This window comes from Sphingomonas phyllosphaerae 5.2, from assembly GCF_000419605.1.
In the GTDB taxonomy this organism is placed as follows: domain Bacteria; phylum Pseudomonadota; class Alphaproteobacteria; order Sphingomonadales; family Sphingomonadaceae; genus Sphingomonas; species Sphingomonas phyllosphaerae_B.
Genome location: NZ_ATTI01000001.1, coordinates 3515566 through 3538946 on the forward strand (window position 1 = coordinate 3515566; position 23381 = coordinate 3538946).

Here is a 23381-nt window from a genome sequence, read left to right on the forward strand (position 1 = left end):
CGTCGACCGTCGCCGCCACAGGTGCCAGCCAGGGTGTCTGCGAGGCGATCCGGGGCCCCGTCACTCAAATCTGCGAATAAGGGGTCGGGGCGAGGATCTGGTTATCGATACCCGTGGTGATCTCCGGGTCGGTAAGTCCCGGCGTTGCGATCAGCCGCCGCCAGGCCGGATCCGCGCCGAACGTGCCCCAGTTACGGTTGCGCGTCGCCAGATCCGGAAAGGTCAGCATGTAGGTCAGGCTCGGCAGCCGAGGCCCGGTCAGGTCTTGCGCGAAGAACACCGGCGTCAGCCCGGTACGGCGGAAGATCTCGATCTCGCCGCCCGTATCGAACATGTCGATCTTCGTCGCGCCGGCCTTCTCGCTATGACTGCGGTAGGTCCGCAATTCGAAGATGCGCGCCTGCTTGCCGCTCGGCACCTCGACGCGGGCGAAATGCGGGAACGCCTGCATCAGCTTCACTTCGAGCGACGCATAGGGCGGGGCCGCCGGCGTGGCGTCGAAGAACGGCGCGGCTGCGCTCGTGTAGCCGCTGTCCGCAGCGAGCCGGCCAGCCAGCGCGGCGAATGCCGCGAGCGATGGATGGGGGACGAGAACGAGGATGCTCGGGCTGTCGGGACCGATGCTCACCGTGAAAACGCCGACGGGTCCACAGCCGGCGCGGCGCGCAGCGGGGATGAAGGCGTCGCGGAGATACCCGTCGAGCCGCTCCTTCATCGGGCCGTTGACGAGACGGTAGGTGCGAAGCTCGTACACCTCGGGTGCGGCCGCGGCACCTGATCGGGCCTGCGCGCCGGCGCCAGCCGCAAGTGCCGCACTACCGGCGGTCGCCCCCGCGAGCATCGCACGTCGATCGATCGTAAGGGCCATCGTTTCCTCGCCAAGCCGCCTGTCTACATACGAAGCCGATAGCGTCGACGTCGTCAACCGACGCGGGTTAAGCACGAACGTGAAGATGGTGCCGGGCCGGTGGATCGCTGGCCGGCGGCGACCGCGACCGGACCCACCCCTGCCGGCCCGTGACCAAGCGGACGATCAAGGCGTCTACCCGCCGCGCTCCACCACCGAATGCCAGTCCGCATAACAGGTGTTCCGCGCCATGTGACGGTCGAGGTCCGGAGCATTGTCGTCCCACCACACCGGCCCACGTTCCCCCAGCCCGACCTTGGCCTGCTGGACGCGATCCCGTGCGCGGCGCAGCTCCGCTTCGTCGCCGGCATTCAAAGCCGCCCGTACCGCCCGCCGCGCCGCCATCAGGTCATCGACGAGCGCCTGCCGCTCCTCCGGCGCGAGCGCGGGATCGCTCTTGCGCCACAATCGCCCGCGCACGACGATATAGCGACCATCGGGCGTGGTCGGCGGCTCGGTTACGTGCGCCGCCACTGGCCGGCTCCGTGGGCAGGGAACGCCGCCGCCTCGTCGCCCGCCACCGCGACATGGCGTCGGCCGGGCTGCAGGCGGCGTGGCGCGAGAGGTCCCTCCCCATCACGCACGACGCGGCCATCGCCCGAAAGGCGTGCACGGGCGACATCGAGGGTCATCGCCCCCGCGGCGCATCGATCGACCTTTGCTCAACCCGCCCGTTTGGACGTGAGCCGAAGCAGCCGCCCGTCCGAGCCATCCTCCAATACCCACAAGGCGCCGTCGGGCCCCGCCATCACCGCCCTGATGCGGTTCCCCATGTCCCAGCGCTCCGCTTCACGCGGCACGATGCCGTCGAAGGCGATCCTGATCAGCGCAGTGGAAGCCAGTCCGCCGACGAACGCGGAATCGCGCCATTCGGGGAACATCTGCCCGGCGTAGAAGGTGAGTCCGGCCGGGGCGATGATAGGGTTCCAGTAGAGCGCGGGCTCCTGGAACTTCGCATTGCCCTTCGGAGATGCGATCGGCGTGTCGTCGTAATTCTTGCCGTACGACACCACCGGCCAGCCGTAATTGCGCCCCGGCTCGATCAGGTTCAGCTCGTCGCCGCCTTGCGGACCCATTTCGGTTTCCCACAACCGCCCATGCGTGTCGAATGCCAGCCCGTAAGGATTGCGATGCCCGGTGGACCAGGTTTCCGCGGGGGTCAGGTTTGGCGCATCGAGGGTAACCTTGCGGGCCACCGCCTTCGCCGCCGACCCGGTGTTCTCCGGCGGATCGATGACGCCGATCGTTGCCGCTCCTACCTTCCCGGCGCCCGGGTTGCCCGGGGCGGGCTTGCCGTCCAGCGTCAGCCGCAGGATCTTGCCCAGCGCCTGATCCGGGTCCTGCGCGGGTGTGAAGCGTTGCCGCTCGCCCGACGCAAGGAACAGATATCGGCCGTCCGGCGAGAAAGCGATATAGCCGCCGAACTGGCCGCCCTTGCCGCGCGGCAACTGCCGCCAGAGCACCTCGACATTCGCCAGCGCCGGCTGCGCGCCGCTGGTGTCCAGCGTGGCACGCGCGAGTGCCAGCCCGTCGCCGCCTTCGCCCGGCTCGGAATAGGTGAGATACACCTGCCGGTTCTGCGCGAACGCCGGCGCGGCGGCGACGAACAGTAACCCGCCCTGCCCTTCGAAATGGACGCGCGGCACGTTGCCGACCTGCGTCTTGGCCCCGTCGGCTTTGACCAGCCACAAGCTTCCTGGCTTTTCGGTGACCAGCATCGTCTGGTCGGGCAGGAAGGCGAGCGCCCACGGATTGTCGAACGTGGCGACCGGCGTGACCTTGAACGGCTTCGTGGCTGCGGGCTGCGACGAGCCGTAGTTGATCGGCGCGGCTGCCTGTGCGGCCGGCGGCTCCGACGGCTTGTCCTGAGAACCGCAGCCGGCGAGCGCGGAGAAGGCCGCCAGGGCGGCGAGTGATAAATGAGGCATGCGCCACCTTTCGGGATTGATCCTGTACCGTGGCGAAAGTCGAACCATGATGCCAGTCATTGATGATTGATCTGGGTGGCGTGCGGGGCTTGTTGTCGCTTGACGCAGGTTCGCCACGGTATCGACGAGAAGCGCGACCTTCGCAGCGTCGTGCCGCGCAGCGGCGGCGGCACGCACGTGCCCTCCCCGAAAGAACGGATACGCACCTCGGTGAAGCGCGCTGGTTCACATAGCCGGTCGCTGGACTGAGCGCCCGGAAGCTTGCCGGCATCTTGCGCCCGCCGCGCCACCGGACGTGTAAGACACCGACAGCATGATCAACAAAACCACTTGCTAATGCTCATCGTTCGCAATAGTCGACCGGCGGGGAGTATCTATGCTACACATCACCTACCTGGTTGCGTCCGCGGCCGTGGCGGCACCGCCGCAGGACGCGGCGCCCGCCGCCGCGGCACGTCAGGATCGTACCGACGTCGCGCTGGACGATGTCGTCGTGACCGCCGATCGCTCCGACAGCTTCGGTGCCGATCTCGTGCAGGTCGGGACATTCCGAAACGCGCGCGTGATCGACGTGCCGCTGACGGTCAACGTCGTGCCGCAGGAGCTGCTGCTCGCGCAGGCGGCATCAGGCCTGTTCGATGCGCTGCGCAACACCGCCGGCGTCAGCCGCGCGCAATTGAACGGATCGACCTACGACAATGTCGTGGTGCGCGGCATCCTGGTGGAAACGCGTACGAGCTTCAGGCTCAACGGTTCGCTTCCGACGATCAATCTCGTCGACTTGCCGCTGGAGAACAAGGACCGGGTGGAAGTGCTGAAGGGAGTCGGGGCGCTTTACTACGGTTACGCGCCGCCGTCCGGCATCGTCAATCTGGTCACCAAGCGACCCACGTCCGACGTGACGACCTTTACCGGCAGCGTGACCGATCATGGGGCTGTCTATGCGGCGGCGGATGTCTCGCGCCGGGTTACGGACCGGTTCGGCATCCGCTTCAACGGCGCTGCCGGCATCCTCGACACCGGCGTCGATCGCGTGAACGGCGACCGCTACGTCGCGGCCGTTGCAGCAGACTGGGCGATCAGCAATGCGATCACCGCGCGGCTCGACGTGGAACATGTCGCCAAGGACATCACCGAAACCGCCGCGATCGCGGTGCCCGCCGCCGGGTCCGCGCTGGTGCCGCCGGCAGTGCCAGGGCGAGTCACGCTGCCGCCGATCCCCGATCCGACGCTCAATCTAGGGGGGCGGAACCTGCGCTACGTCGCGCAGGCCACGGACATCCTCGGCCGGGTCGACGTGCGGCTGTCGTCGCAATTCGCATTGACGGTCGAGGGCGGGCAAGCCGTCACGGTGCGCGATCGTGAGTTCAGCCAGATCGAGAATGTCGACTTCCGGGTTGGCTCCGCCAGCTACGGTCGCGGCACGCTGCGCATCGGGCGGGTCGTCGGTCAGCATTTCCGCAACCGGATCGCGCGCGCCGAACTGGCCGGAGCGTTCGCCACGGGACCGTTCACGCATCACCTGATCGTCGGCGCGAACAGCCAGTGGCGCTCGCAGAACGGCCGCAACGCGACCGGCCTGACCGCCGCGCAGGACTATTTCGACCCGATCGATATCGCCGTGCCGGATGCAACGACCTTCACCACGGCACCACTGCGCGTCCGTGACGTCGGCGCCTATGTCACCGATCGGGTGGAGGTCGGCCCGGTACAGTTGCTGGGCGGTGTGCGGTATAGCGACTATCGCAGCCGCGCGACATCTGCCGCCGGCGTCCGCAGCGGCTTCTCGCTCGCGCGCTGGACCCCATCGGTCGGACTGATCGTCAAACCGGTCCGGTCGCTGAGCCTGTATGCGACTTATCTGGAGGGACTTGAAGAAGGCGGCACCGCACCATTGTCCGCCGTGAACGCGACGGAGGCGCTTTCCCCCGCCGTGTCCCGCCAATATGAAGGCGGCATCAAGGGCGAGGTGCTCGCCGGTGTCACATTCCAGCTTGCCGGCTTCCAGATCACCCGCCCGTTCGCCTTCCTCAATCCCCGCGACAACCGCTTCAAGCTGGCAGGACGCTCGCGTTATCGCGGGATCGAAGGATCGTTCACGGGCGAGGTAACGCCCGCCCTCTCGCTCTACGCATCCGGCCAGTATCTGGACGCCGAGGTATTGAACGCCACCCCCGAAACCCTGATTGGGCTGCGTCCCGAGAATACCCCCGAGTGGACCGGTAGCGTATTCGCTGAATATCGACCGCCCATGTTGCGGGGCTTCGCCCTGGGTGGTGGCGCCTTCCATGTCGGACGGCGCGCCGTTAATGCGTTGAACGAGGGCTTCGTCGGAGCCTACACGACGTTTTCCGCGTCGATCCGCTACACCGTCGACGCCGCCGGCAAGAACGTGACGTTTCAGCTGAATGCCGACAATTTGACGAACGAGCGTTACTGGAGCGCGGCAGGCAACAACCTCTTGGGAGTGGGCCTTCCACGCCAGGTCAAGCTGACGACGCGCCTGTCGCTCTGACCGGACCGACAGGCTGGCGTTGCCTCCTTCCCAAGGGGCGTGCGACGACGATCGACTGCACCGGCGAGTGCCCGCGCCGACTGTACCGGCCTTGCAGGTCGTTGCGTGCTCCCGGCCGGAACGCCACATCGGGCTGTACGAAGATCCGCTCGCTCTCGATCGGTCGATACAGTGATCGTTATCCTGATACTCGCCCGCGATCCGCGCCGTTTAGCAGCAGGGTCGGCTACCCGCCTCCTATGCGCTGACGGGCGAAGCGGCGATGGCGAGCACCACGAGGAGACGTCCGGCGCGAACGGGATGCATCATTTCGCCTCCAGCGTCTCGAGATAGTTCTCATGGTCCTGCGCGGTCCCGATGAAGCGCTTCATCCGGGCAAGCCGGCCAGGCGGAAGCGCGGCTTCCGCTTTGGCAAGCTGTTCCGCGATCCGGTGCGCGTTGAAGTCGGGCACGCCCGCCCGCATCAGGTTTTCCGGACGCCGAATGGAATCGCCGCTGCACAGCAGCAGCATCCAGCCGTGCGCGCCGCGCTCGAACAGCGCCCGTCCGCCGAAATCGCCCTGCGTCCAGTCGGCGATGCCGTGATCGCCGCTGATCACGATCGGGCCGGTGTCGATCGGAAACCGAGGGCTGCCGAAATGAGCCTCGGTTCCCTCGCGGATGCGGGCTTCATCCAGCACGATGTTCGGAATGCCGCAGCCGGCGAGCGCAAGAACGCCCGCCAGCAGCACCAGCTTATGCATGGATCAATTGCCTGAGCCGGTCGACCGCCTGATCCTCGGGCTCCTTGGCGTCCATCGTGTCGGCGAACTGCCCGGTGCGGTCGAACAGCAGGATGCGGGCGGTATGGTCGATCGTATAGTCGCCATTGGGCAGCGGCACCCGCTCGACATAGATCCTGAACGCCTTCTCCATCCGCTTGAGCTCGGCGGGATCACCGGTCAGGCCGATCACCGGCGCCTCGAACATCGTGAGGAAGCTGGCGATGTCCTCGCGCTTGTCGTGTTCCGGATCTACCGACACGAAGACGACGTTCATCTTGCCGGCATCCGCCCCCAAGCGCTTGTGCAGCAATGCCATGCGCGCCATCGTGGTCGGGCAAACGTCAGGACACCGGGTGAACCCGAAAAATATCGCGTAGGGCTTGCCCTTCAGCGTGTCGTTCGTGACCGTCCGGCCGTTGGTGTCGATCAGCCGGAACGGTCCGCCGGGCGCATCCTGCCGTGCAGCGCCCGAGCCGTTGCCTGTGCCGTCGGGTTCACGCGAGCATCCCGCGACACCGCTCATCAACGTGATGGTCAGCGCCGCCGCCACGACGGCGCCGCGCACCGATCGGTGTGTGCGATGATCGACCATCAGCGCTGCCCTCCACGCTGGTTCCCCGGCGCGGCGTCACCGGCGCCGCCAACGGCGAACTGCACCCTGACCAGCCCCGCACGCGCAAAGCGCAAGGTCGCCGGCACGCGCTCCCCTGCCTTCAGCGGCGCCTTGAGCCCGATAAGCATGATATGATCGCCACCGGGCGCCAGCGTCGCCTCGCCGCCGGCGGGAAGCACGATGCCGTCCGGCAATGGGCGCATCCGCATCACGCCGTCCTCCAGCGTCATGGTGTGGATCTCGACGCGTTCGGCGCGCGGCGACGCGGCGGAGAGCAGACGGTCGGGTTGCGATCCCGTGTTGCGCACCGTCAGGAAACCGGCTCCGACCGCGGCGCGCGGCGCGGTCGCCCGCGACCACGGTTGAGAGACGGTGACGCTGCCCTTGCGCACGTTTTCTGCGAACGCGGGAGCAGCAAGCGTGGCGATGAGCGCCAGCGCGATACGATAGGTCATGCGATATCCTCGAAACAGGGAGCGTAGGTCAGCGCTGGCGCGCTGCGGCGCGGTGATCCGAAGCGGCATTCAGTCGGACGACTTGCTCCGGGCCATCATGCGATGGCCGATGTGGGCAATGCTTCCGAACGCGAAGGCGCTCCTGCGCATGGCTCAACCGGAAGACCGTGGCGCGGCGGCAAGCCTGCCGCCTTCAACGCGATCGATAGAACGGAAGAGCTGTTTGCGTGTCCGGAGGACCGCAACTGGCAGCAGGAGATCAGCCGGTGTCCCGGACAACCGTCAGTTCGTCAGCGGTGGTCCACGCAAGGGCGGGCGAAGATACGAAGCAGGCTGCGGTACGAAACCGGGCCCGCCGCGCAACGCCATCGCCGCGACGATCGCAAGCGCGATCGTGAGCAAGACAATGTCGACCGCTCCGATGACCTGCGCGGCCAGACCGGCGAACGCGCACGGCATCTCGGCCCTGCCGTGATCCTTGCCGCCGCCGTGATCGGCCACCGCGCCGTGCATCATGGCCATGTCGCCGTCCATACCGGGCATCGCCATCGCACCCGCCTGTGGCGCCAGCCCCGAGCAGACAGCGATGCCGATCCTGCCATGATCGTCGACGATCATATAGCCGGACGGCACCAGCAGCTTCAGCAGCAGTGCGCCTGCGCAGAGCAGCAGCGCGATACGACGTTGCGTCAGAAGGTGCCGAAAGACCGTCACGCTCGCCTGGTTACCCCCGCCCCCTGCCGATGTCACCTGGACATTATGCCTCAGCGTGGCGTGGCGTGGCGTGGCGTTCGGAGCACGTCTGCTGCGAGAACGACGCTGTCCACGGGCGATCGCGACGCCGCGCAACCGAATTGATCGACAGCGTCACGGTCGGTCACCGATCACGGTGCGCCGGACCCGCACGATCTACGTTGACGACCACGCGAGGAATGTGGCACTCGGCCGTCAGATCGCACGTGGGCCGACAAACGGAGCCTAGGGAGTGGTTAGATCAGCGCCAGGTCGTTGATACGCGGGTGTAGCTCAATGGTAGAGCAGAAGCTTCCCAAGCTTACGACGAGGGTTCGATTCCCTTCACCCGCTCCAGCAACGAACACAGGCTTCCGTTGGTCACAGGCCGCGCTCGGGTAGCGTCCCGAGCTGCTCGCACCTGGCGTTGATGAGCGGACCCGCCCGCCCAACAAACGCTGAGGTCATATACATGCCCTCTCCACGCGCACTTTCCGTCCACAGCCAACGCGTTTGTCGATCTGCGCTTTGCTTTTCCAGCAACCGGGCGGAAGGATCGGCGCCATGATGATGCGCCCTTCCGTCCTGATCGCCACGCTGCTGCTTTCCGTCAGCGCCGCGCAGGCCCAGACCGCTTCCGACGCGCGCGCCGCGCTTGCCCGGTTGGGCATCCCCGAAGGCAAGGTCGCGGTCACGCTCACCAAAGCCGCCGACGCACGCTACCGCGTACAGGTCGCGCGCGACCGCGTCGCCGTCACCGCCTCCTCGCCGGTCGCCGCCGTGCGCGGTGTCACCGCGCTGCTGGAGCGGCAAGGACTCTTCCACGCCTCCTGGGAGGGCGGCCGCGTGGGTGCGCTCAACGGGTTGCCGCCTGCCGACAGCGGGTGGGTGTCGTCGCCGTTCGCGTACCGGGCGTTCCTCAACACCTGCACCTATGGCTACACCACGCCGTGGTGGAACTGGTCACGCTGGGAACGCGAGATCGACCTGATGGCGGTGCACGGCGTGGACATGCCGCTGGCGATGGAGGGGCAGGAGTACATCTGGCGCGCCTTGTGGCGCGAGCAGGGTTTGAGCGACGCGCAGGTATCGCAGTTGTTCGCGGGCGCGCCCTTCCTGCCATGGGAGCGGATGGGCAACATGGCCGGTTATCGCGCGCCGCTATCGGGCAATTGGATCGAGAAGAAGCGCAATCTGCAAAAGCGCATTCTCGGGCGGATGCGTGCGCTTGGCATGACGCCGATCCTTCCCGCCTTCGCCGGCTACGTCCCCGAAGCATTCGCAAAGGCGCACCCGGAGGCACGCATCTACCGGATGCGGCAATGGGAGGGCTTCCCGGGCACTTACTGGCTCGATCCGTCCGATCCGCTGTTCGCGAAACTGGCCGCCCGGTTCCTGAAGCTCTACACCGCGGAATACGGCGCGGGCCGTTATTACCTCGCCGACGCGTTCAACGAGATGGTGCCGCCGATCGCCGACGACGGCAGCGACACCGCCGCCGCCAGCTATGGCGACAGTATCGCGAACACCGCCGCCACCCGCGCCGCGGCGCTGCCGAAAGCGGTGCGCGATGCGCGGCTGGCCGCCTACGGCAAGCGCCTGTTCACCGCGATCGCCGATGCGCAGCCGGGTGCGACATGGGTGATGCAGGGCTGGCTGTTCGGTGCCGACAAGACCTTCTGGACCCGCGACGCGATCGCCGCCTTCCTGCGCGACGTGCCCGACAAGCGGATGCTGATCCTCGATATCGGCAACGATCGCTATCCCGGGATCTGGAAACAGACCAACGGCTTCGACGGCAAGGACTGGATCTACGGCTACGTCCACAATTACGGCGGCAGCAACCCCGTCTATGGCGCGCCGGACTTCTACCGCACCGACATCGCGGCGTTGCTCGCCGATCCGGCTCGCGGGCAGGTGCGCGGGTTCGGGATGTTCCCGGAGGGTCTGCACAGCAACAGCCTGGTCTACGATTATGCCTTCGACGCGGCGTGGCCCGGCGCCGACATGGCGCTGTCGTCATGGCTGGAGCGCCATACCCGCGCCCGCTACGGCCGGAGCGACCTTGCGCTGGTCGCGGCGTGGCGCGACGTGGTCGCGGGCGTGTACGACGTCCGCTACTGGACGCCGCGCTGGTGGAACGAACGCGCAGGCGCCTATTTGTTCTTCAAGCGCCCCACCGCCGATGCGCCGGCCTTTCCCGCCGAGCCGGGCGACCGGGCGAGGGCGGTCGCGGGGATCCAGGCGCTGCTGAAGCTCGCCTCGCAGCACCGCGACAGCGCACTTTTCCGCTACGATCTCATCGATCTCGTCCGCCACGAAGCGAGCCTGTCGCTCGACGGTCACATCAAGGCGGCGGTCGCCGCCTATCAGCGTGGCGATGTGCCGGCCGGCGATCACGAAACCGCACGGATCAAGCGGTTGGCGGAGGCGATCGACCGCTTGATCGGCGGCCAGCAGGAAACGCTCGCCAGCTGGATCGCCGACGCGCGCGCCTACGGCGACACTCCCGCCGAGAAGCGCCGTTATGAGGAGGATGCCAAGGCGCAAGTCACCGTCTGGGGCGGCGCAGGACACCTCGGCGACTACGCCTCCAAGGCATGGGCCGGGATGTACGCCGGTTATTATCTGCCGCGCTGGACAATGTACCTCGCCCGGGCCCGCACCGCAGCGCTGGCGGGGCGCACGGTCGATGACGCCGCGTTCACCGTGCGCCTGCGCGACTGGGAAGAAAGATGGGTAAGCGACGGCCGCAGCCATCGCTCTGCGCCGCCCGCCGACGCGATCGGCGACGCGCGCGCGTTGATGACGGAGATCGCACGGCCATGACGACGCGCGCCACGCGGCCGGAGCGGTTCGCCTCGCTCGACATGTTTCGCGGCGCGACGATCTTCCTGATGATCGTCGTCAACACTGCCGGTGCGGGCGAGCCGTTCGCACAGCTCGTCCACGCGCCGTGGATCGGCTTCACACTCGCCGATCTCGTCTACCCGTCGTTCCTTTTCGCTGTCGGCAACGCGATGAGCTTCGCGTTGACCCGCCCGATGAGCGACGCCGCGTTCCTGCGCCGGCTGTTCAAGCGCGCGGCGCTGATCTTCCTCCTCGGCTTTCTGATGTACTGGTATCCGTTCGTCACGCACGAGCCGGACGGCAGCTGGGCGCTCAAGCCATTCGCCGAAACGCGCGTCACCGGCGTGCTGCAACGGATCGCGCTATGTTATCTGCTGGCCGGGCTGCTGGCGCGCTATCTGTCGCCCCGGTGGCTGGTTGCGGCGGCCGTCGCGTTGGTGGCAGGGCAATGGGTGATCCTGCTCGGACTGAGCCCGACCGGCGAGGCGTTCGGGCGCTACCGCAATGCGGGCACGTCGTTCGATCTGTGGCTGATCGGGCCGCAGCATCTCTACCGGAGGGATCACGGCTTCGATCCCGAGGGCTTGCTCGGCACCCTGCCCGCCACCGCCAACGTTATCGCAGGGTTCCTGGCCGGCGTGGCGATCCAGCGGTGGGGCAAGCACATGGCGACCGTCACGCGGATGACCACGATCGGTGTCGCACTGGTCGTCGCGGCGCTGCTGCTCGCGCCGGTGTTGCCGATTGCCAAGAAGCTGTGGACCGGCTCGTTCGTGCTGTTGACGGTCGGGATCGACATGATCCTGCTGGGCGGCGTGATCGGGCTGGTCGAGTTGAAGGGGATGCGCGCCGGGCGTGACTTCCTGCAGATGCTGGGGCGCAACCCCCTGGCGATCTATCTCTTCTCCGAGCTGCTGGTCGTCACGATGGAGTTGATCCATGTCCGCCCCGATGTCGGACTCTACAGCTGGATCGGAGAGACGTGGTTCCAGGCGTTCGCGCCGGGACCGGTCGGGTCGTTGCTGTGCGCGCTCGCCTATACGCTCCTGTGCTGCTGGTTCGGGCGCGCGCTGGACCGGCGCGGAATCATCCTGAAGGTCTGATCCTCACGCGCCCTGCTTGCGGTGCATGGCGATCGGCATGGCGGCACAGATCAGGCGCGGCGGGGCGACGCTCTGTGAGGCCTATCTCATTGTAATAGCAGCCTCTGTTGTAGCGCCGATAGCACTGGCGATTCCGAATGAAGCCGGTGTAACGTCGTCGTCGTCGCGGCAACGACGCTTGTTATCCGAACGGGCGTCGCTGCCGAAAAAGAGAATGTCGACGACAACGGAGGAGGGAATGGCCATGGATCGACGAAGGCGTGGACTGAGGAAGGCATTGTTCGGCTATTTGGGTGCGCTCGCATTGGCGGGCACGGCGATCGCGCTCCCCGCCCGTGCACAGGACGACCGGATGACCCCGATCGCCACCCCCGCGCAGCCGGCGGCGATCACGCTCGACACCGGCCCGCTGCCCGACGGGAAGAACCCGGAGGCGTGGCACCGGCAATATGGCAGCACCTTTACGCGCAACGTGACGATCGCCACGCTGACGCCGTTCCTGCCCGCCCCCGGCACCGCGACCGGCGCGGCGGTGGTGGTGGCGCCGGGCGGCGGGTTCCGCACGCTGTCGATGGAGAACGAGGGCTGGGACGTCGCCAAGGCGCTGGCCAAGCGCGGCGTGGCGGCATTCGTGCTGAAATACCGGTTGAACCAGACGCCCGCCGACATGCCCGGGTTCGAGAAATCGATGGCGGAGATCTTTTCGAGCGCCGCACCGCGCCCGCGCGTCGACCCCAATGCAATGACCGCGCGGCTGGGGCCGCAGATCGCCGATGCACGCGCGGCGTTCGCGCTGATCCGCAAGCGCGCTGCGGAATGGAAGGTCGACCCGGAGCGGGTGGGGATGATCGGTTTCTCGGCGGGCGCGATGCTGACGATGGCGACGACGCTGGCCGGTGAGGATGCGAAGCCGGCGTTCATCGCGAACATCTACGGCCCGCTCGGCGCCGTCGACGTCCCGGCCGACGCGCCGCCGCTGTTCATCGCGCTGGCGGCGGACGATCCATTCTTCGCCAACGATGGGATCGGCCTTGTCGACAAATGGCGCGCAGCGAAGCGGCCGGTGGAATTCCACCTGTACGAACAGGGCGGGCACGGTTTCGGCATGTACCAGAAGCCGACCACTACCACCGGCTGGTTCGATGCCTATGCACGGTGGCTGGCCATGCACGGATTATTGGCCGCGAAGAAATAAGGGCCTGCGAAATAGTAGCGCGTCGGGCGGGCCACGTGCCCTCCCGCCGCCAAGCGTTCAGAAAGCGCGGACTCGCGTTGCGAACCGGCCGGCGAGCGCTGCGATCACGGTGGCGGGGATCGCCAGCAGGCACAGGATCAGCAGGCCGGCGGCGAGCAGGGACCCCGTTCCGCCGTTGAACCACATGACCGGAAGTTGGGCGAACGTGACCAGCCCGCCGGCACGCCAGCCCTGCCTGCCGAGCCGATAGCCGCCGGCGGCGGCGAGCACGCAGGAAAACGGGTACCAAAGACGCCAATAGGCCTCGCCGTCCCACGGCTCGGCGACGCCGGCCGTTCGACAGACCAGGTGCCAGTACAATCCGCTGACGATCAACAGCGAGACGGCTTTCGTCGTTTGAAGCCTCATCGCCGCGTGATCGCACGTCCGGTCGGCGGTGCCAACGGTTCGGCGAAACGTCACTTGCGCCACTCCGCTCTTGCGTGATCGCGATGGTGGATACCTTCGGGAGAGGGAACGTGGCGCTCCCCCTCCCCTTCCCCGATCAGAAGCGGAAGCGGACGCCCAGCGAGTAATAACGGCCTTCCTCGCGGACATCGACGGGGTAACCGGCGTCGGCAGCGAAGTTGCGGAAGTTGCGCCACGGCTGCGCGAGGATGTTGCTGACGTCGGCCGTAAGGGTGATGTTCTCGACCGGCGTGTAGGACGCCGAGAAATCGAGCCGCGAGATCGGCATCACCGACACGCCCGCGAATTGCGCCTCACCGGGATTGCGGGTGAAGCTGTCGACGAAGCTGGAGCGGCGATTGTACGAGAGGCGCGCCGAGATCGGGCCCTTCTCGTAGAAGCCGGTGACGTTGTAGGTCCATTTCGACACGCCGGTAATCGGCACGACCGGCGCTTCCTCACCCAGCGTCGAAGGCAACCGGTTCGTGCCGTCGAGGTAGGTGACGTTCAGCTGCGTCCCGAACCCGCTGAGCAAGCCGGGCAGGAAATCGAAGAACGTCTGGAAGTTCGCCTCCGCGCCCTTGATGCGACCGGAGCCGGCGTTTTCAGGGCGCGACACCTGCAAGCGGCCGTAGGTCGGATCCTGCACGACGCTGGTGTAGGTGCTGATGAAACCGAACAGGTCGCGATAGAAGACCGAGGCCGTGATCGAGCCGGTCGGCGCGAAATACCATTCGAGCGTGGCGTCGAAGTTGTTCGAGGTCAGCGGCACCAGATCCGGGTTGCCGCCGCTGCCGTTGGCGTCGAACAGCGAGCCGGTGGCATTGTTGCGGGTGATGTTGAACGCCGGGTTCAGCTGCGAGAAGCTGGGACGCGTGCGCGTCTCGGTATAGCCCAGGCGACCTTGCAGCTTGTCGGTAAACTTCAGCCGCATCCCGAACGAGGGCAGTACGTCGACGTAATTCTGGCGATTGTCCTGCGGCACGAACGAGATCACGCCGTCGGTCGCCAGTCGCGTGACGCCCGAATAGGTGCCGTCGTTGTTGACGACGCGCACCCCGGCGGTGCCGTCGATCTCGACGCCTGCGACGGTGAAGTCGTAATGGCCCATCAGATAGGCCGCGTAGGTGCTTTCCTGCGCGCGGAAGCCGCCATCGGGCCGCAGCGCGATCTCCTCCTGCGCAAAGCGCGCTACGTTGTCGCGGAGATCGAGATTGGTCGGATCACGCGCGATCAGTCGCGGGCCGACCGAGTACGTGAGCGCACGCAGCGCATCGAAGTTCGATCGGATCGCCGAGCGGCTGGGCATCAGCCAATTGCGGAACTGCGCGGCAGGCTGGCGGAAGCCGTCCTGCACTGTCTCGAGCTGCCCGGTCGGCAGGCTGGCGAGCGGGATGCCGAGCGCGTCGGTGGCCAGGTAACGATCGCCCTGTTCCAGCCGCGCGGTGCGCGAGACCCAGCGCAAGCCGAAGTCGAGCCGCTGGAGGAACGGCAGGTCGGTGTCGAGTTGCACGTCGCCGCGCCATTGATGGCCGCCGCCGGTGGCGTGGTAACGCTTCTGGTAGAAACCGCGCCAGATGTAATTGTCCGGGTTCGTCGCGTCGAAGCCGGGAAAGCTGAACGACGCGCCCCCATCGCGATCGAACTCCACGTTGGTGGTCGGAGACGAGGCGAAGCGCGAGTCCAGACTGTATTCGAGCTGCGAATAGGTGCTGTAGGTATAGGCGTAGTCGCTGCTGATCCGCGCGCGATCGCCCTTCCAGACGAAGCCGATCGCGCCCTGATAGGTGTCGGTACGATCGTTGAAGGTCGAACGAAACATCTGCGGCGCAAGGCCGCCGCTTTTCGTCATGCTGACCACCTTGCGCGGATCGCTCGGGTCGAGGACGACGTTGCTGAGCGTTGGGCGCGTGCCGGTCTGGCCGGGCAGTGCGAGCGTGGCGTCGGTCAGCAACGCGGTGAAGTTCTCGTTCGACTGCTCGCCACGATACGCCTGCCACAGGCCGTCGGCGTAGATCTCCAGTCGATCATTGGGTCGCCATTGCAGGCTGCCATTGACCGACGGGCGCGTGCGCGTGCCGGTGGCGAAGTAGTTGCCGACCGAATTGGGAAAGCGGAAGTCGGTCCCCACGCCCGGCGTGGCCACCGCCAGATCGTCGGTGGCGTTGCCCGCGTCGCCAGCCGCGGTACGCGTTCCCTGGTCGTTGAAGCGCACGGCGTTGCGGTAGCGCGTGCGGGTGATCGCGAAGTTCACCAGCGCACCGATCTCGCCGATGCCGGTATCCCAGCGATCGGTGATCAGGATGTTGCCGACGGGGTCGAGCTTGCCGGACTGGTCGTTGTAATTTCCACGGATCCCGCCGGCGATCTCGAAGCCCTTGAAATCGAACGGGCGGCGCGAGCGGACGTTGACGAGCCCCGCCAGCCCCGGCTCGATCAGGTCGGCGGTGCCGGACTTGTAGACCTCCAGTGCGGCAAGCGCACCCGCGGGGAAATCCTGCAACGCGACGCCGCGGTTCTCGGCGGTGAAGATCTCGCGGCCGTTGAAGGTGGTGGTGATGTCGGGCAGGCCGCGGATCAGCACGCCATTGGCTTCGTCGTTCGAGCGGTTGACCTGCACGCCGGTGACGCGGGCGAGCGCTTCGGACGCATTGTTGTCGGGCAGCTTGCCGATGTCCTCGGCGACGACTGCGTCGAGGATCGAGCTGGAATTCCGCTTCAGCTCCTGTGCCGAACGCAGGCTGGCCCGCACGCCGGTGACGACGATGTCGTCGGCGGCAGGGCCGGCGGCAGCGGGTGCCTGAACAGGAGCTTCCGCCGAAACCGGCGCAGCAGCCGGCGTGACCGCGGCCTGTCCCATCGCCACCCCCGGCATGACCGCGGTACCGGTCAAAAGAACTGTCCGCAAAAGGACCGCCCTGGTGGCTTTCACTGCATCTCTCCCGCTGAACGGCCTCAAATTCGGCCTTAATTAATCAGACATAATGGCAGTGTCATATAATCGTCAATATGAGGGACGCGCATCCTGCGTTCCTGCTGTAAGGTATTGCGACTCTAATCGGGCCAGTTACGCCGATGAGCTGCGACGAACGCAAGGTCAGACCGCCAAGATTTGTCCTACAAGCTGTTTGACGCCGCGATCCGGAGACGGCACACGGCCCTGCCGTGGATCCACGACCCGCGTCTCGCTTCTGGCGAAATTTGCGGACGGCGTTGCGCGCGTTCGACGGCCGTACGCTCCTCAAGGTCTACACCGCTGCACGCCTTCTCTCGTGGATGAGGACGCCACCGACGCGGCGCACCGGGCCGTCGTGTCCGGGTCGGGTGCCGGAACGGCCATCGCGCCGATCGAAATGCTGACGCGTGGGGGTAGACGCCGCTTACGCATCGGAGCGTCCAGCCGATCGGTACGCGAAGGAGCGACGATCTTAGGCGGCCGGGAGAATGTTCGAGCTACGCTCTCGAAGTGGCTGCCACAGCGCCGACGTGCCCTCGCTTCAGTGACACGTTATCAGTTCGGGCTCGCGTTGTTCTTCGTGCGCGATACGGGGAGCTTGCGTACCGACAAAGCATGACGGCCGGTCGCTCCACGCCCGATCCTGGGCGTGCGCGACGCCGGACGGGAGATGAAGCGCCCGGCCAGCGCGAGATAGCCCTCCGCCATCTTGCGCAGAAACGCGCCATCGCCACACGCATCGACCCGCCGCGCCAACCCCGCGTGGCGCTCTGCCTGCGCACACAGATGAATCCTGTCCGGTCCCACCACCCGGCAGCGCGCCGGTGCGCAGACCTTTCAAGGATCGCCGATCCGTGTCAGCCACGCTCCGTTGCGCGGCGGCGATACTGGCGGCGCCCCCCCGCGCACCGGCGGCGCCGGCGACTGTCCCCGCCTCCGTCGCCTTCCTACGCCGCACGCTTGCCGCCCGCCGAGGGAACGCGGTTCACAGGCTGACGGAGACGGGGATGGCGATGTGACAGCGAACGCCATCGCCCCCGATCGCATAGGAGGTGCGCGCGCCGAGCTGGTATGGAAGCGCGTGCTCGATCAGTTCGCGGCCCTGCCCCGAGCCGGCCGGCGTCGTGCCCGCTGCCGGCATCGCCACGCCGCTTTCACGCCAGTCGATATGCAGCCACGGCTCGGAATCGTCGTCACGTTCCAGCCGCCAGTCGATCGAGAGTTGTGCGCCGCATTGGCCCAATGCGCCGTATTTGACCGCGTTGGTCGCCAGCTCGTGAAGGGCCATCGCAAGGGTCTGGACGGTCGACGAGCGCAACCGCACGCCGCGTGGACCGCTGCGCGTTACGTGCGCAGCCGTGCTGCCGAGTGCGGCAAGCTCGGCGTCGAGCAGCGCGTCGAAGGTTACGCGCTCGCAGTCGTTCAGTTGCGACAGCAAGCCCTGCGCGCGCGCCAGGGCCTGCAACCGGTCGCCGAGCCGACGGCGAAGATCGGGCAGGTCGCTGGCGGCGCGAACTCCTTGCTCCACCAGCGACTGGATGACGCCGAGCAGGTTGCGGGTGCGATGCTGGAGCTCGGCGATCAGCACCTGCTGCCGCTCCTGCCATTCGCGGCGCGTGGTGACGTCGATCATCGCACCGGTCATGCGCACCGGTTGCCCGGCGTCGTCGTAGAAGAAGCGCCCACGCGCGGCGTGCCAGTGCCGCGAGCCGTCCGGGTGCACGACACGGAATTCCTGCGCATACGGTGTGCGATCGACCAGCGCAGCCTCGATCATCGCATCGGTACGCGCGCGATCATCGGGGTGGATGCGCTCCCGCCACGCAGCGTAGCTAGGCGTCACCGCGTCGACCCGGAGACCCTGAAGCAGGAAATGCTGGTCCGACCAATGTACCTCGTCGGTAAGGACGTTCCAGTCCCACAGGCCGACGCCGCCGACCTCGACCGCGCTGCGCAAGCGTTCCTCGCTACGCTCCAGCGCCTCGCGCGCAACGCGCGAGGAGGTGATATCCTCGGTGATGCCGCCGATCAACGCGACCTGCCCATCGGCGTCGCGGATCGGGAATTCGGTGGTGCGTAGCCAGCGCGTCTCGCCATCGGAGACGCGGCGGATGCGATAGTCGACGGTGGCGTGCTCGCCGCCGCGTAGCCGCGCCACCGCGCGCTCCACGGTGTCGCGATCTTCCGGCAGCACCAGGTCGAGCCACCGGCGGTAATGATCGCCCGACAATGCCTCGCGGCGCGCGAGACCGTGGATGATACGGAAGGCGGGCGTAAGATAGCGCCAGCGCAGCGTTGCGGCTTCGCGGACCCACAGCGCGTTCTGCGAGGCGTCGCCGAACTGGCGCAGCAATTGGTCGCGCGCGAGCACGCTCGCCTGCGCGAGGCGCTGCTCGGTCACGTCGAAGACCACGCCGTGAATCACCGAGCCATTGGGCGCGTCGACCCGCCCGCGCCAGCGCAGCCAGCGCCCTGCGCCGGGGCCGCCGGCGAATTCCATCTCGCCGTCGAATTCCTCGCCCGCGACGAACGTGCGCTCGATGAAGCGCAGCGCCGCCTTTTGCCAGTGCGGCGTCAACTGCGCGACGAAGTGTGCGTGCGGCACGGGATCGTCGCTGGGCGGCAGGCCGAGCAGCGCGAAGTAGCGCGCATCGCCGCGCAATTCGCGCGTCGCGATATCGTAGCGCCACGCCGCCATGCCACCGCCGTCGAGCGCGATCCGCCGCAGTTCCTCGCTGCGGCGCACCGCTTCGTCGGCGGTGCGGCGGGCGGTGACGTCGATCCCGGAACCGAACCATTCGATGACGGTGCCGTCCGCCGCCAGGATCGGGACTGCGCGCGACAGCACCCAGCCGACCGTCCCGTCCGCACGCCAGACACGATGCTCGCAATCGAAGACGTGCGGACCGGCGCGCGCCGCCGCGACCGCGGCGCGCACCGCCTCGCGGTCCTCGGGCGGGACGAAGCGCACCAGCCAGTCGTCGACCGGTTCGTCGATATCAGCCAGCATCGTGCGGCCGTTGAGCAGCATGAGCCGGCCCCAGTCGGCACTCATGCGATAAAGCATGTGGCTGCCGGTTTCGATCAGGGCGCGCAGCCGTGCCTCGCTCTCGCGCAGCCGCGCCGCGGCGCGCGCGTGCTCGGTCACCTCCACCAGGGTCTGCAACGCCCCCGCCACGACACCCGTCGGATCGCGGACCGGTGACCACGCGATGTCGAAGATGCGCGGTTCGAACCGACCGTCGGCGTCGCGCACCGCCACCTCCAGCCCGTGAAGCGACAGCGATGCGCCGCCGCGCACCGCGGCAAGCCGCTGCCGCAATGCATCGCTGAGAATGTCCGACCAGCCTTGCAGCGCCGGCAATCCGAGCAGTGCGGGGTGCCGGTCACGCGCGATCGCGATATAGGCGTCGTTGTAGATCAGCGACAGCGCGTCGCCCCACAGCAGCACGGCCGGACCGGGCATCGCCAGCATCGTCTCGACCGTCGAGAGCAGCTCGCCTGGCCAATCCGCGAGCGCACCGAGCGAGGTGGCCGCCCAGTCGAATTCGCGGATCCGCAGCGCCATCTCGCCGTCGCCGAAGGGTCGCATCATGGCGGCGTGCCTCGTTAGCCGCGCACGACCCGGCGATGGGCGCGCGCGATCATTGAACCTCGTCAACGTAGCCCGTTCGAGCGCCGCGCGCGATACCGGGGCGGGTACGGATCGAATAACAGGTGACATTTAGTGAAATGGCGGCGCGCGAAGTCGTATCGCGCGATAAAAATCGTCCCGTCTCTACGCCCCTTTCCCTCGCGGCTGGTAATCCATCCATGCGCGGCAAGCACCAGCGCGGCGTTACCGGGAGCAAGCGCAGACGCGGACGCGAAAGGGCGAGATGATGTCGCCCATTCGAAGCCGGATCGCCCGACCGGGCGCGTGCAAGCCAGTCGCCCGCGGCCTGGCCAGCTCGCCAACGACGGGCAGGACCGGGAGCCTCACCTGCGCTTCATCTTGCGCGTTGCGGGCCGATGTATCGCCTCACCACACTCGCAACGATGGGCCACCTCAACGGGCGAGCGCCCCGCCCGTCACGGCGCCTTTCGCACCGGAACGACCGGCAGCAGTACAGCGCTCGCCTGATTGCCGCCGCGCTCGATCGTGACCGTCGCCTTCCTATAGTCGGCGGGCTTCGCGAAGAAGATGTTCTTCACATAGGTCTGCGGATTGCGATCGTAGAGCGGAAACAGGCTCGACTGAACCTGCACCATCAGGCGGTGCCCGGGCTGGAAGACGTGGTTCACCGTCGGCAGGCGGAAGCGATAACGCTGGACCTTGCCGGCAGGAATCGCGCTCGGCTTCTCGAAGCTGTCGCGGTAACGGCCGCGGAAAATGTCGAGGCTGATCGGCAATTGATAGCCGCCCATCTTCGGATCGGTCGCATTGCCAGCCGGGAAGACGTCGATCACCTTCACGACGAAATCGCCATCGGTGCCGGTCGTCGCCGCATAGAGGTCGGCGATCGGCGCGCCCGACACGCGCATCGACTGCGTCAGCACGGGGGTGGTGTAGGTCATCACGTCGGGGCGGCCATCGGCGTGGCGCTGATCGCTGACCAGCCAGTCGCCCCAGCGACCGTCGTTGAAGTTCACCGGGCGGGGCAGATGCGGGACGGGCTTCGCCGGATCGGCGACATAGGCGTCGCCGCCGGATGCGCCCTTCGTCGCGGACAACCCGCCGTCCGCCTGCAGGTACATCGGGGTTAGCGGCGCGGCGCAGCCCTGCGCGCAGGCCAGCGGCCAGTCGGCGAAGCGATCCCAGTGGTTCTCGCCGGTGTTGTAGATGGCGGCCGCGGGCAGGTTGGCGGCCGGTCCATCCTTCAGATACTGGTCGAACAGCGGCAGCACCATCTGCTCGCGGAATTGCGCGGCCGTATCGCCGTTCCACTGGAACGGGCCGAGGCTGCGCCCCTCGCGGTTGACCTGGCTGTGGCGCCATGGCCCCATGACGAGGAAGTTGTTGCCGATCTTGCCGGCCGCCTTCAGCGCTTCCCAGCTGGTGATCGCACCGTACATGTCCTCCTGATCCCACAGCCCCTGCTCCCAGATCGTGGGCACGTTCGAGGGGTTGGCGACGATCAAGCGGTCCAGCGCCTGCCCCTGCCAGAAGACGTCATAGCCCGGGTGCTGCGACATGCGCGTCCAGTAGGGAAGCTGGTCGTAGCCTGACTTCTTCGCCCAGTCGCCTGCCGAACCGACCGCACGAAAATTGTCGTAATCGTCCCAGCCGCCGGTCGGGGGCACGGTGCCGCCGCCCTTGTAGCCGGTCTGCCCGCCCAGCCAGGCGATGTTGGCGAGCCGGAATGCGCCGTAGTGGAACCAGTCGTCGCCCATCCAGCCATCGATCATCGGGCTTTCGGGCGCGGCGACCTTCAGCGCCGGGTGTGGGTGGAGCAGCGCCATGACCACGGTGAAGCCTTCGTAGCTCGACCCGATCATCCCGACGCGGCCATTCGACTGCGGCAGGTTCGCCTTGTCTACCAGCCAGTCGATCGTGTCGTAGGCATCGGTGGTGTGGTCGACCTTCGTCGGATTGAGCGGGCCGATGACCGGACGCGTGACGACGTAATCGCCCTCCGACCCGTATTTGCCGCGGATGTCCTGGTAGACGCGGATGTAGCCGCCGCGGACGAATATCTCGTCCGCGAGCGGAAGCGCGTCGAGCATCGACGGGCTGTCGGACCGGTTCGCACGGGTGGAGGCATCGTAGGGCGTCCGCGTCAGGACGATCGGTGCATTGGTGGCATTCCGCGGCATGACGATGACGGTGTGCAGCTTCACCCCGTCGCGCATCGGGATCATCACCTCGCGCCTGATATAATCGTTCGCGGCGGTCGGCAGCACGAACTTCGCCGGGATGTCCCCGGTCGCGGGCGGCTGCTGCGGCGCAGCCTGCGGCCCTTGCGCCGCGATGGTGGCCAGGGCGATCAGCGGCAGCAGCAAGGCGGAACGGCGCATCGGTAAACTCCGGCAGGATGATTGTCCTGTCTGTGCGGCAGGACCGGAGCGACCGCAAGCGGTGCCGCAGAAGTGCTGGAGTGCGCCTTCGCTCGGTGAACGCCGGATGACGAACGCATTCAGGAGACACTCAACCGGCCCGCGCTAATCCGGGATCGTCGCGGTCGTCCCGGTCGTGGCGGTGACGCGTAGGGGAGCAGTAACATGCTGAGCAAGATGTCGTTTGGGCTTGGATCGGTGGCGCTGGCGATGGTCGCGCTGACGCCGGTCGCAGCGCAGGCACAACGCTACGATGACCGCGCCTATTACGAGCGCGAGTATCGCAACTACGACGACGACGGCTATCGCGACCACCGGGGCGCCTATCGCGAAGCGTATCGCGACGGCTGGAACGGCGAGCCGCGCTACGCCGAATATGATCGCGGGGGATACGATCGGCGTGGCTACGATCGTGGCGGTTACGATCGCGACGGTGGCGATTACCGCGGCGGCAACCGCAACGGCTATCGTAATCGCGGCTGCCAGAGCGGCACGACCGGTACGGTAATCGGCGCGATCGCGGGCGGATTGCTGGGCCGCTCGATCGACGGGCGCGGCGACCGGACGCTGGGTACGGTGCTTGGCGCAGGGGTCGGCGCCCTTGCCGGCAATGCGGTCGAGCGCTCCGACAACCCGCGCCGCTGCCAGCGCTGACCTTCACCATCCCGGCGCAATCGCGGCCGCCGCATCGCGCCGGGGCATATCACTGTTGCAGCCGGTCGGAGAACCGACCAGGCCATCGCAGCGGAAGTGGGCGGTGATCGCCGTACGCCGAACTCGCCCTTGATCGAAAACCGGTCGGTTATGCCGCAGCGCGGTATCAAGCACGTAGCGGTCGCGCGACAAATCGGCCATGGCTCCTCGCGTTACGTCGAAGAGG

General features: G+C 67.2%; 17 protein-coding genes and 1 tRNA gene. 6 read left to right on the forward strand and 12 right to left on the reverse strand.

Annotated features, from left to right (window positions below):
* Window positions 1-64: 64 nt before the first annotated feature.
* The 3 genes from SPHPHY_RS0116770 to SPHPHY_RS20480 all read right to left on the reverse strand — a co-directional run bounded on the left by SPHPHY_RS0116770 (window position 65) and on the right by SPHPHY_RS20480 (window position 2835).
* The gene (locus SPHPHY_RS0116770; RefSeq protein ID WP_022687846.1) at window positions 65-868 is read right to left on the reverse strand and encodes an NIPSNAP family protein; all 804 of its coding nucleotides are present in this window, start codon (window positions 866-868) and stop codon (window positions 65-67) included.
* A gap of 174 nt (window positions 869-1042) precedes the next feature.
* The gene (locus tag SPHPHY_RS0116775; protein WP_022687847.1) at window positions 1043-1381 is read right to left on the reverse strand and encodes a hypothetical protein; all 339 of its coding nucleotides are present in this window, start codon (window positions 1379-1381) and stop codon (window positions 1043-1045) included.
* A 188-nt stretch (window positions 1382-1569) separates the two neighbouring features.
* Window positions 1570-2835, reverse strand: coding sequence for a PQQ-dependent sugar dehydrogenase (locus tag SPHPHY_RS20480; RefSeq protein WP_022687848.1), 1266 nt, complete (start codon window positions 2833-2835; stop codon window positions 1570-1572).
* A gap of 376 nt (window positions 2836-3211) precedes the next feature.
* Between SPHPHY_RS20480 and SPHPHY_RS0116785 the strand changes: the two genes are divergently transcribed.
* The gene (locus tag SPHPHY_RS0116785) at window positions 3212-5350 is read left to right on the forward strand and encodes a TonB-dependent siderophore receptor (protein WP_022687849.1); all 2139 of its coding nucleotides are present in this window, start codon (window positions 3212-3214) and stop codon (window positions 5348-5350) included.
* A 305-nt stretch (window positions 5351-5655) separates the two neighbouring features.
* Here the strand turns inward: SPHPHY_RS0116785 and SPHPHY_RS20485 are convergent, their stop codons facing one another.
* From SPHPHY_RS20485 to SPHPHY_RS0116805, 4 genes are all read right to left on the reverse strand, one after another.
* Window positions 5656-6093 carry a copper uptake system-associated protein gene (locus tag SPHPHY_RS20485; protein ID WP_022687850.1) on the reverse strand — a complete coding sequence of 146 codons (438 nt, stop codon included), beginning with the start codon at window positions 6091-6093 and terminating at the stop codon, window positions 5656-5658.
* Window positions 6086-6706: an SCO family protein gene (locus SPHPHY_RS20490; protein WP_022687851.1), complete on the reverse strand. Its 621-nt coding sequence runs from the start codon at window positions 6704-6706 to the stop codon at window positions 6086-6088. The genes SPHPHY_RS20485 and SPHPHY_RS20490 overlap by 8 nt, the downstream gene beginning before the upstream one ends.
* Window positions 6706-7182 carry a copper chaperone PCu(A)C gene (locus tag SPHPHY_RS0116800; RefSeq protein WP_028057049.1) on the reverse strand — a complete coding sequence of 159 codons (477 nt, stop codon included), beginning with the start codon at window positions 7180-7182 and terminating at the stop codon, window positions 6706-6708. Before SPHPHY_RS0116800 ends, SPHPHY_RS20490 begins: the two co-directional genes overlap by 1 nt.
* 282 nt (window positions 7183-7464) lie before the next feature.
* Window positions 7465-7932 carry a hypothetical protein gene (locus tag SPHPHY_RS0116805; protein ID WP_156025125.1) on the reverse strand — a complete coding sequence of 156 codons (468 nt, stop codon included), beginning with the start codon at window positions 7930-7932 and terminating at the stop codon, window positions 7465-7467.
* Window positions 7933-8197: 265 nt separating this feature from the next.
* Here SPHPHY_RS0116805 and SPHPHY_RS0116810 point away from each other — a divergent pair.
* From SPHPHY_RS0116810 to SPHPHY_RS0116825, 4 genes are all read left to right on the forward strand, one after another.
* Window positions 8198-8271 (forward strand) — tRNA-Gly (locus SPHPHY_RS0116810).
* A 207-nt stretch (window positions 8272-8478) separates the two neighbouring features.
* The gene (locus SPHPHY_RS0116815) at window positions 8479-10743 is read left to right on the forward strand and encodes an alpha-N-acetylglucosaminidase (protein WP_022687854.1); all 2265 of its coding nucleotides are present in this window, start codon (window positions 8479-8481) and stop codon (window positions 10741-10743) included.
* Window positions 10740-11867 (forward strand): acyltransferase family protein, encoded by a 1128-nt coding sequence (locus SPHPHY_RS0116820; protein WP_022687855.1) that lies wholly within the window; start codon window positions 10740-10742, stop codon window positions 11865-11867. The genes SPHPHY_RS0116815 and SPHPHY_RS0116820 overlap by 4 nt, the downstream gene beginning before the upstream one ends.
* A gap of 244 nt (window positions 11868-12111) precedes the next feature.
* Window positions 12112-13062 carry an alpha/beta hydrolase gene (locus tag SPHPHY_RS0116825; RefSeq protein ID WP_051148459.1) on the forward strand — a complete coding sequence of 317 codons (951 nt, stop codon included), beginning with the start codon at window positions 12112-12114 and terminating at the stop codon, window positions 13060-13062.
* 57 nt (window positions 13063-13119) lie between these two features.
* Here SPHPHY_RS0116825 and SPHPHY_RS0116830 read toward each other — a convergent pair whose 3' ends face one another.
* From SPHPHY_RS0116830 to SPHPHY_RS0116850, 4 genes are all read right to left on the reverse strand, one after another.
* Entirely contained in the window at window positions 13120-13470 is a 351-nt protein-coding gene (locus tag SPHPHY_RS0116830; protein ID WP_196802183.1) for a hypothetical protein, read from the reverse strand.
* 136 nt (window positions 13471-13606) lie between these two features.
* Window positions 13607-16402: a TonB-dependent receptor gene (locus tag SPHPHY_RS0116835; RefSeq protein ID WP_028057052.1), complete on the reverse strand. Its 2796-nt coding sequence runs from the start codon at window positions 16400-16402 to the stop codon at window positions 13607-13609.
* A gap of 1048 nt (window positions 16403-17450) precedes the next feature.
* The gene (locus SPHPHY_RS21055; protein ID WP_022687860.1) at window positions 17451-20060 is read right to left on the reverse strand and encodes a PAS domain-containing protein; all 2610 of its coding nucleotides are present in this window, start codon (window positions 20058-20060) and stop codon (window positions 17451-17453) included.
* A gap of 476 nt (window positions 20061-20536) precedes the next feature.
* The gene (locus SPHPHY_RS0116850; RefSeq protein WP_022687861.1) at window positions 20537-22462 is read right to left on the reverse strand and encodes a CocE/NonD family hydrolase; all 1926 of its coding nucleotides are present in this window, start codon (window positions 22460-22462) and stop codon (window positions 20537-20539) included.
* Window positions 22463-22666: 204 nt separating this feature from the next.
* Between SPHPHY_RS0116850 and SPHPHY_RS0116855 the strand changes: the two genes are divergently transcribed.
* Entirely contained in the window at window positions 22667-23155 is a 489-nt protein-coding gene (locus tag SPHPHY_RS0116855; protein ID WP_022687862.1) for a glycine zipper 2TM domain-containing protein, read from the forward strand.
* 3 nt (window positions 23156-23158) lie between these two features.
* Here SPHPHY_RS0116855 and SPHPHY_RS0116860 read toward each other — a convergent pair whose 3' ends face one another.
* Window positions 23159-23356: a hypothetical protein gene (locus SPHPHY_RS0116860; protein ID WP_022687863.1), complete on the reverse strand. Its 198-nt coding sequence runs from the start codon at window positions 23354-23356 to the stop codon at window positions 23159-23161.
* Between the last annotated feature and the right edge of the window lie 25 nt (window positions 23357-23381).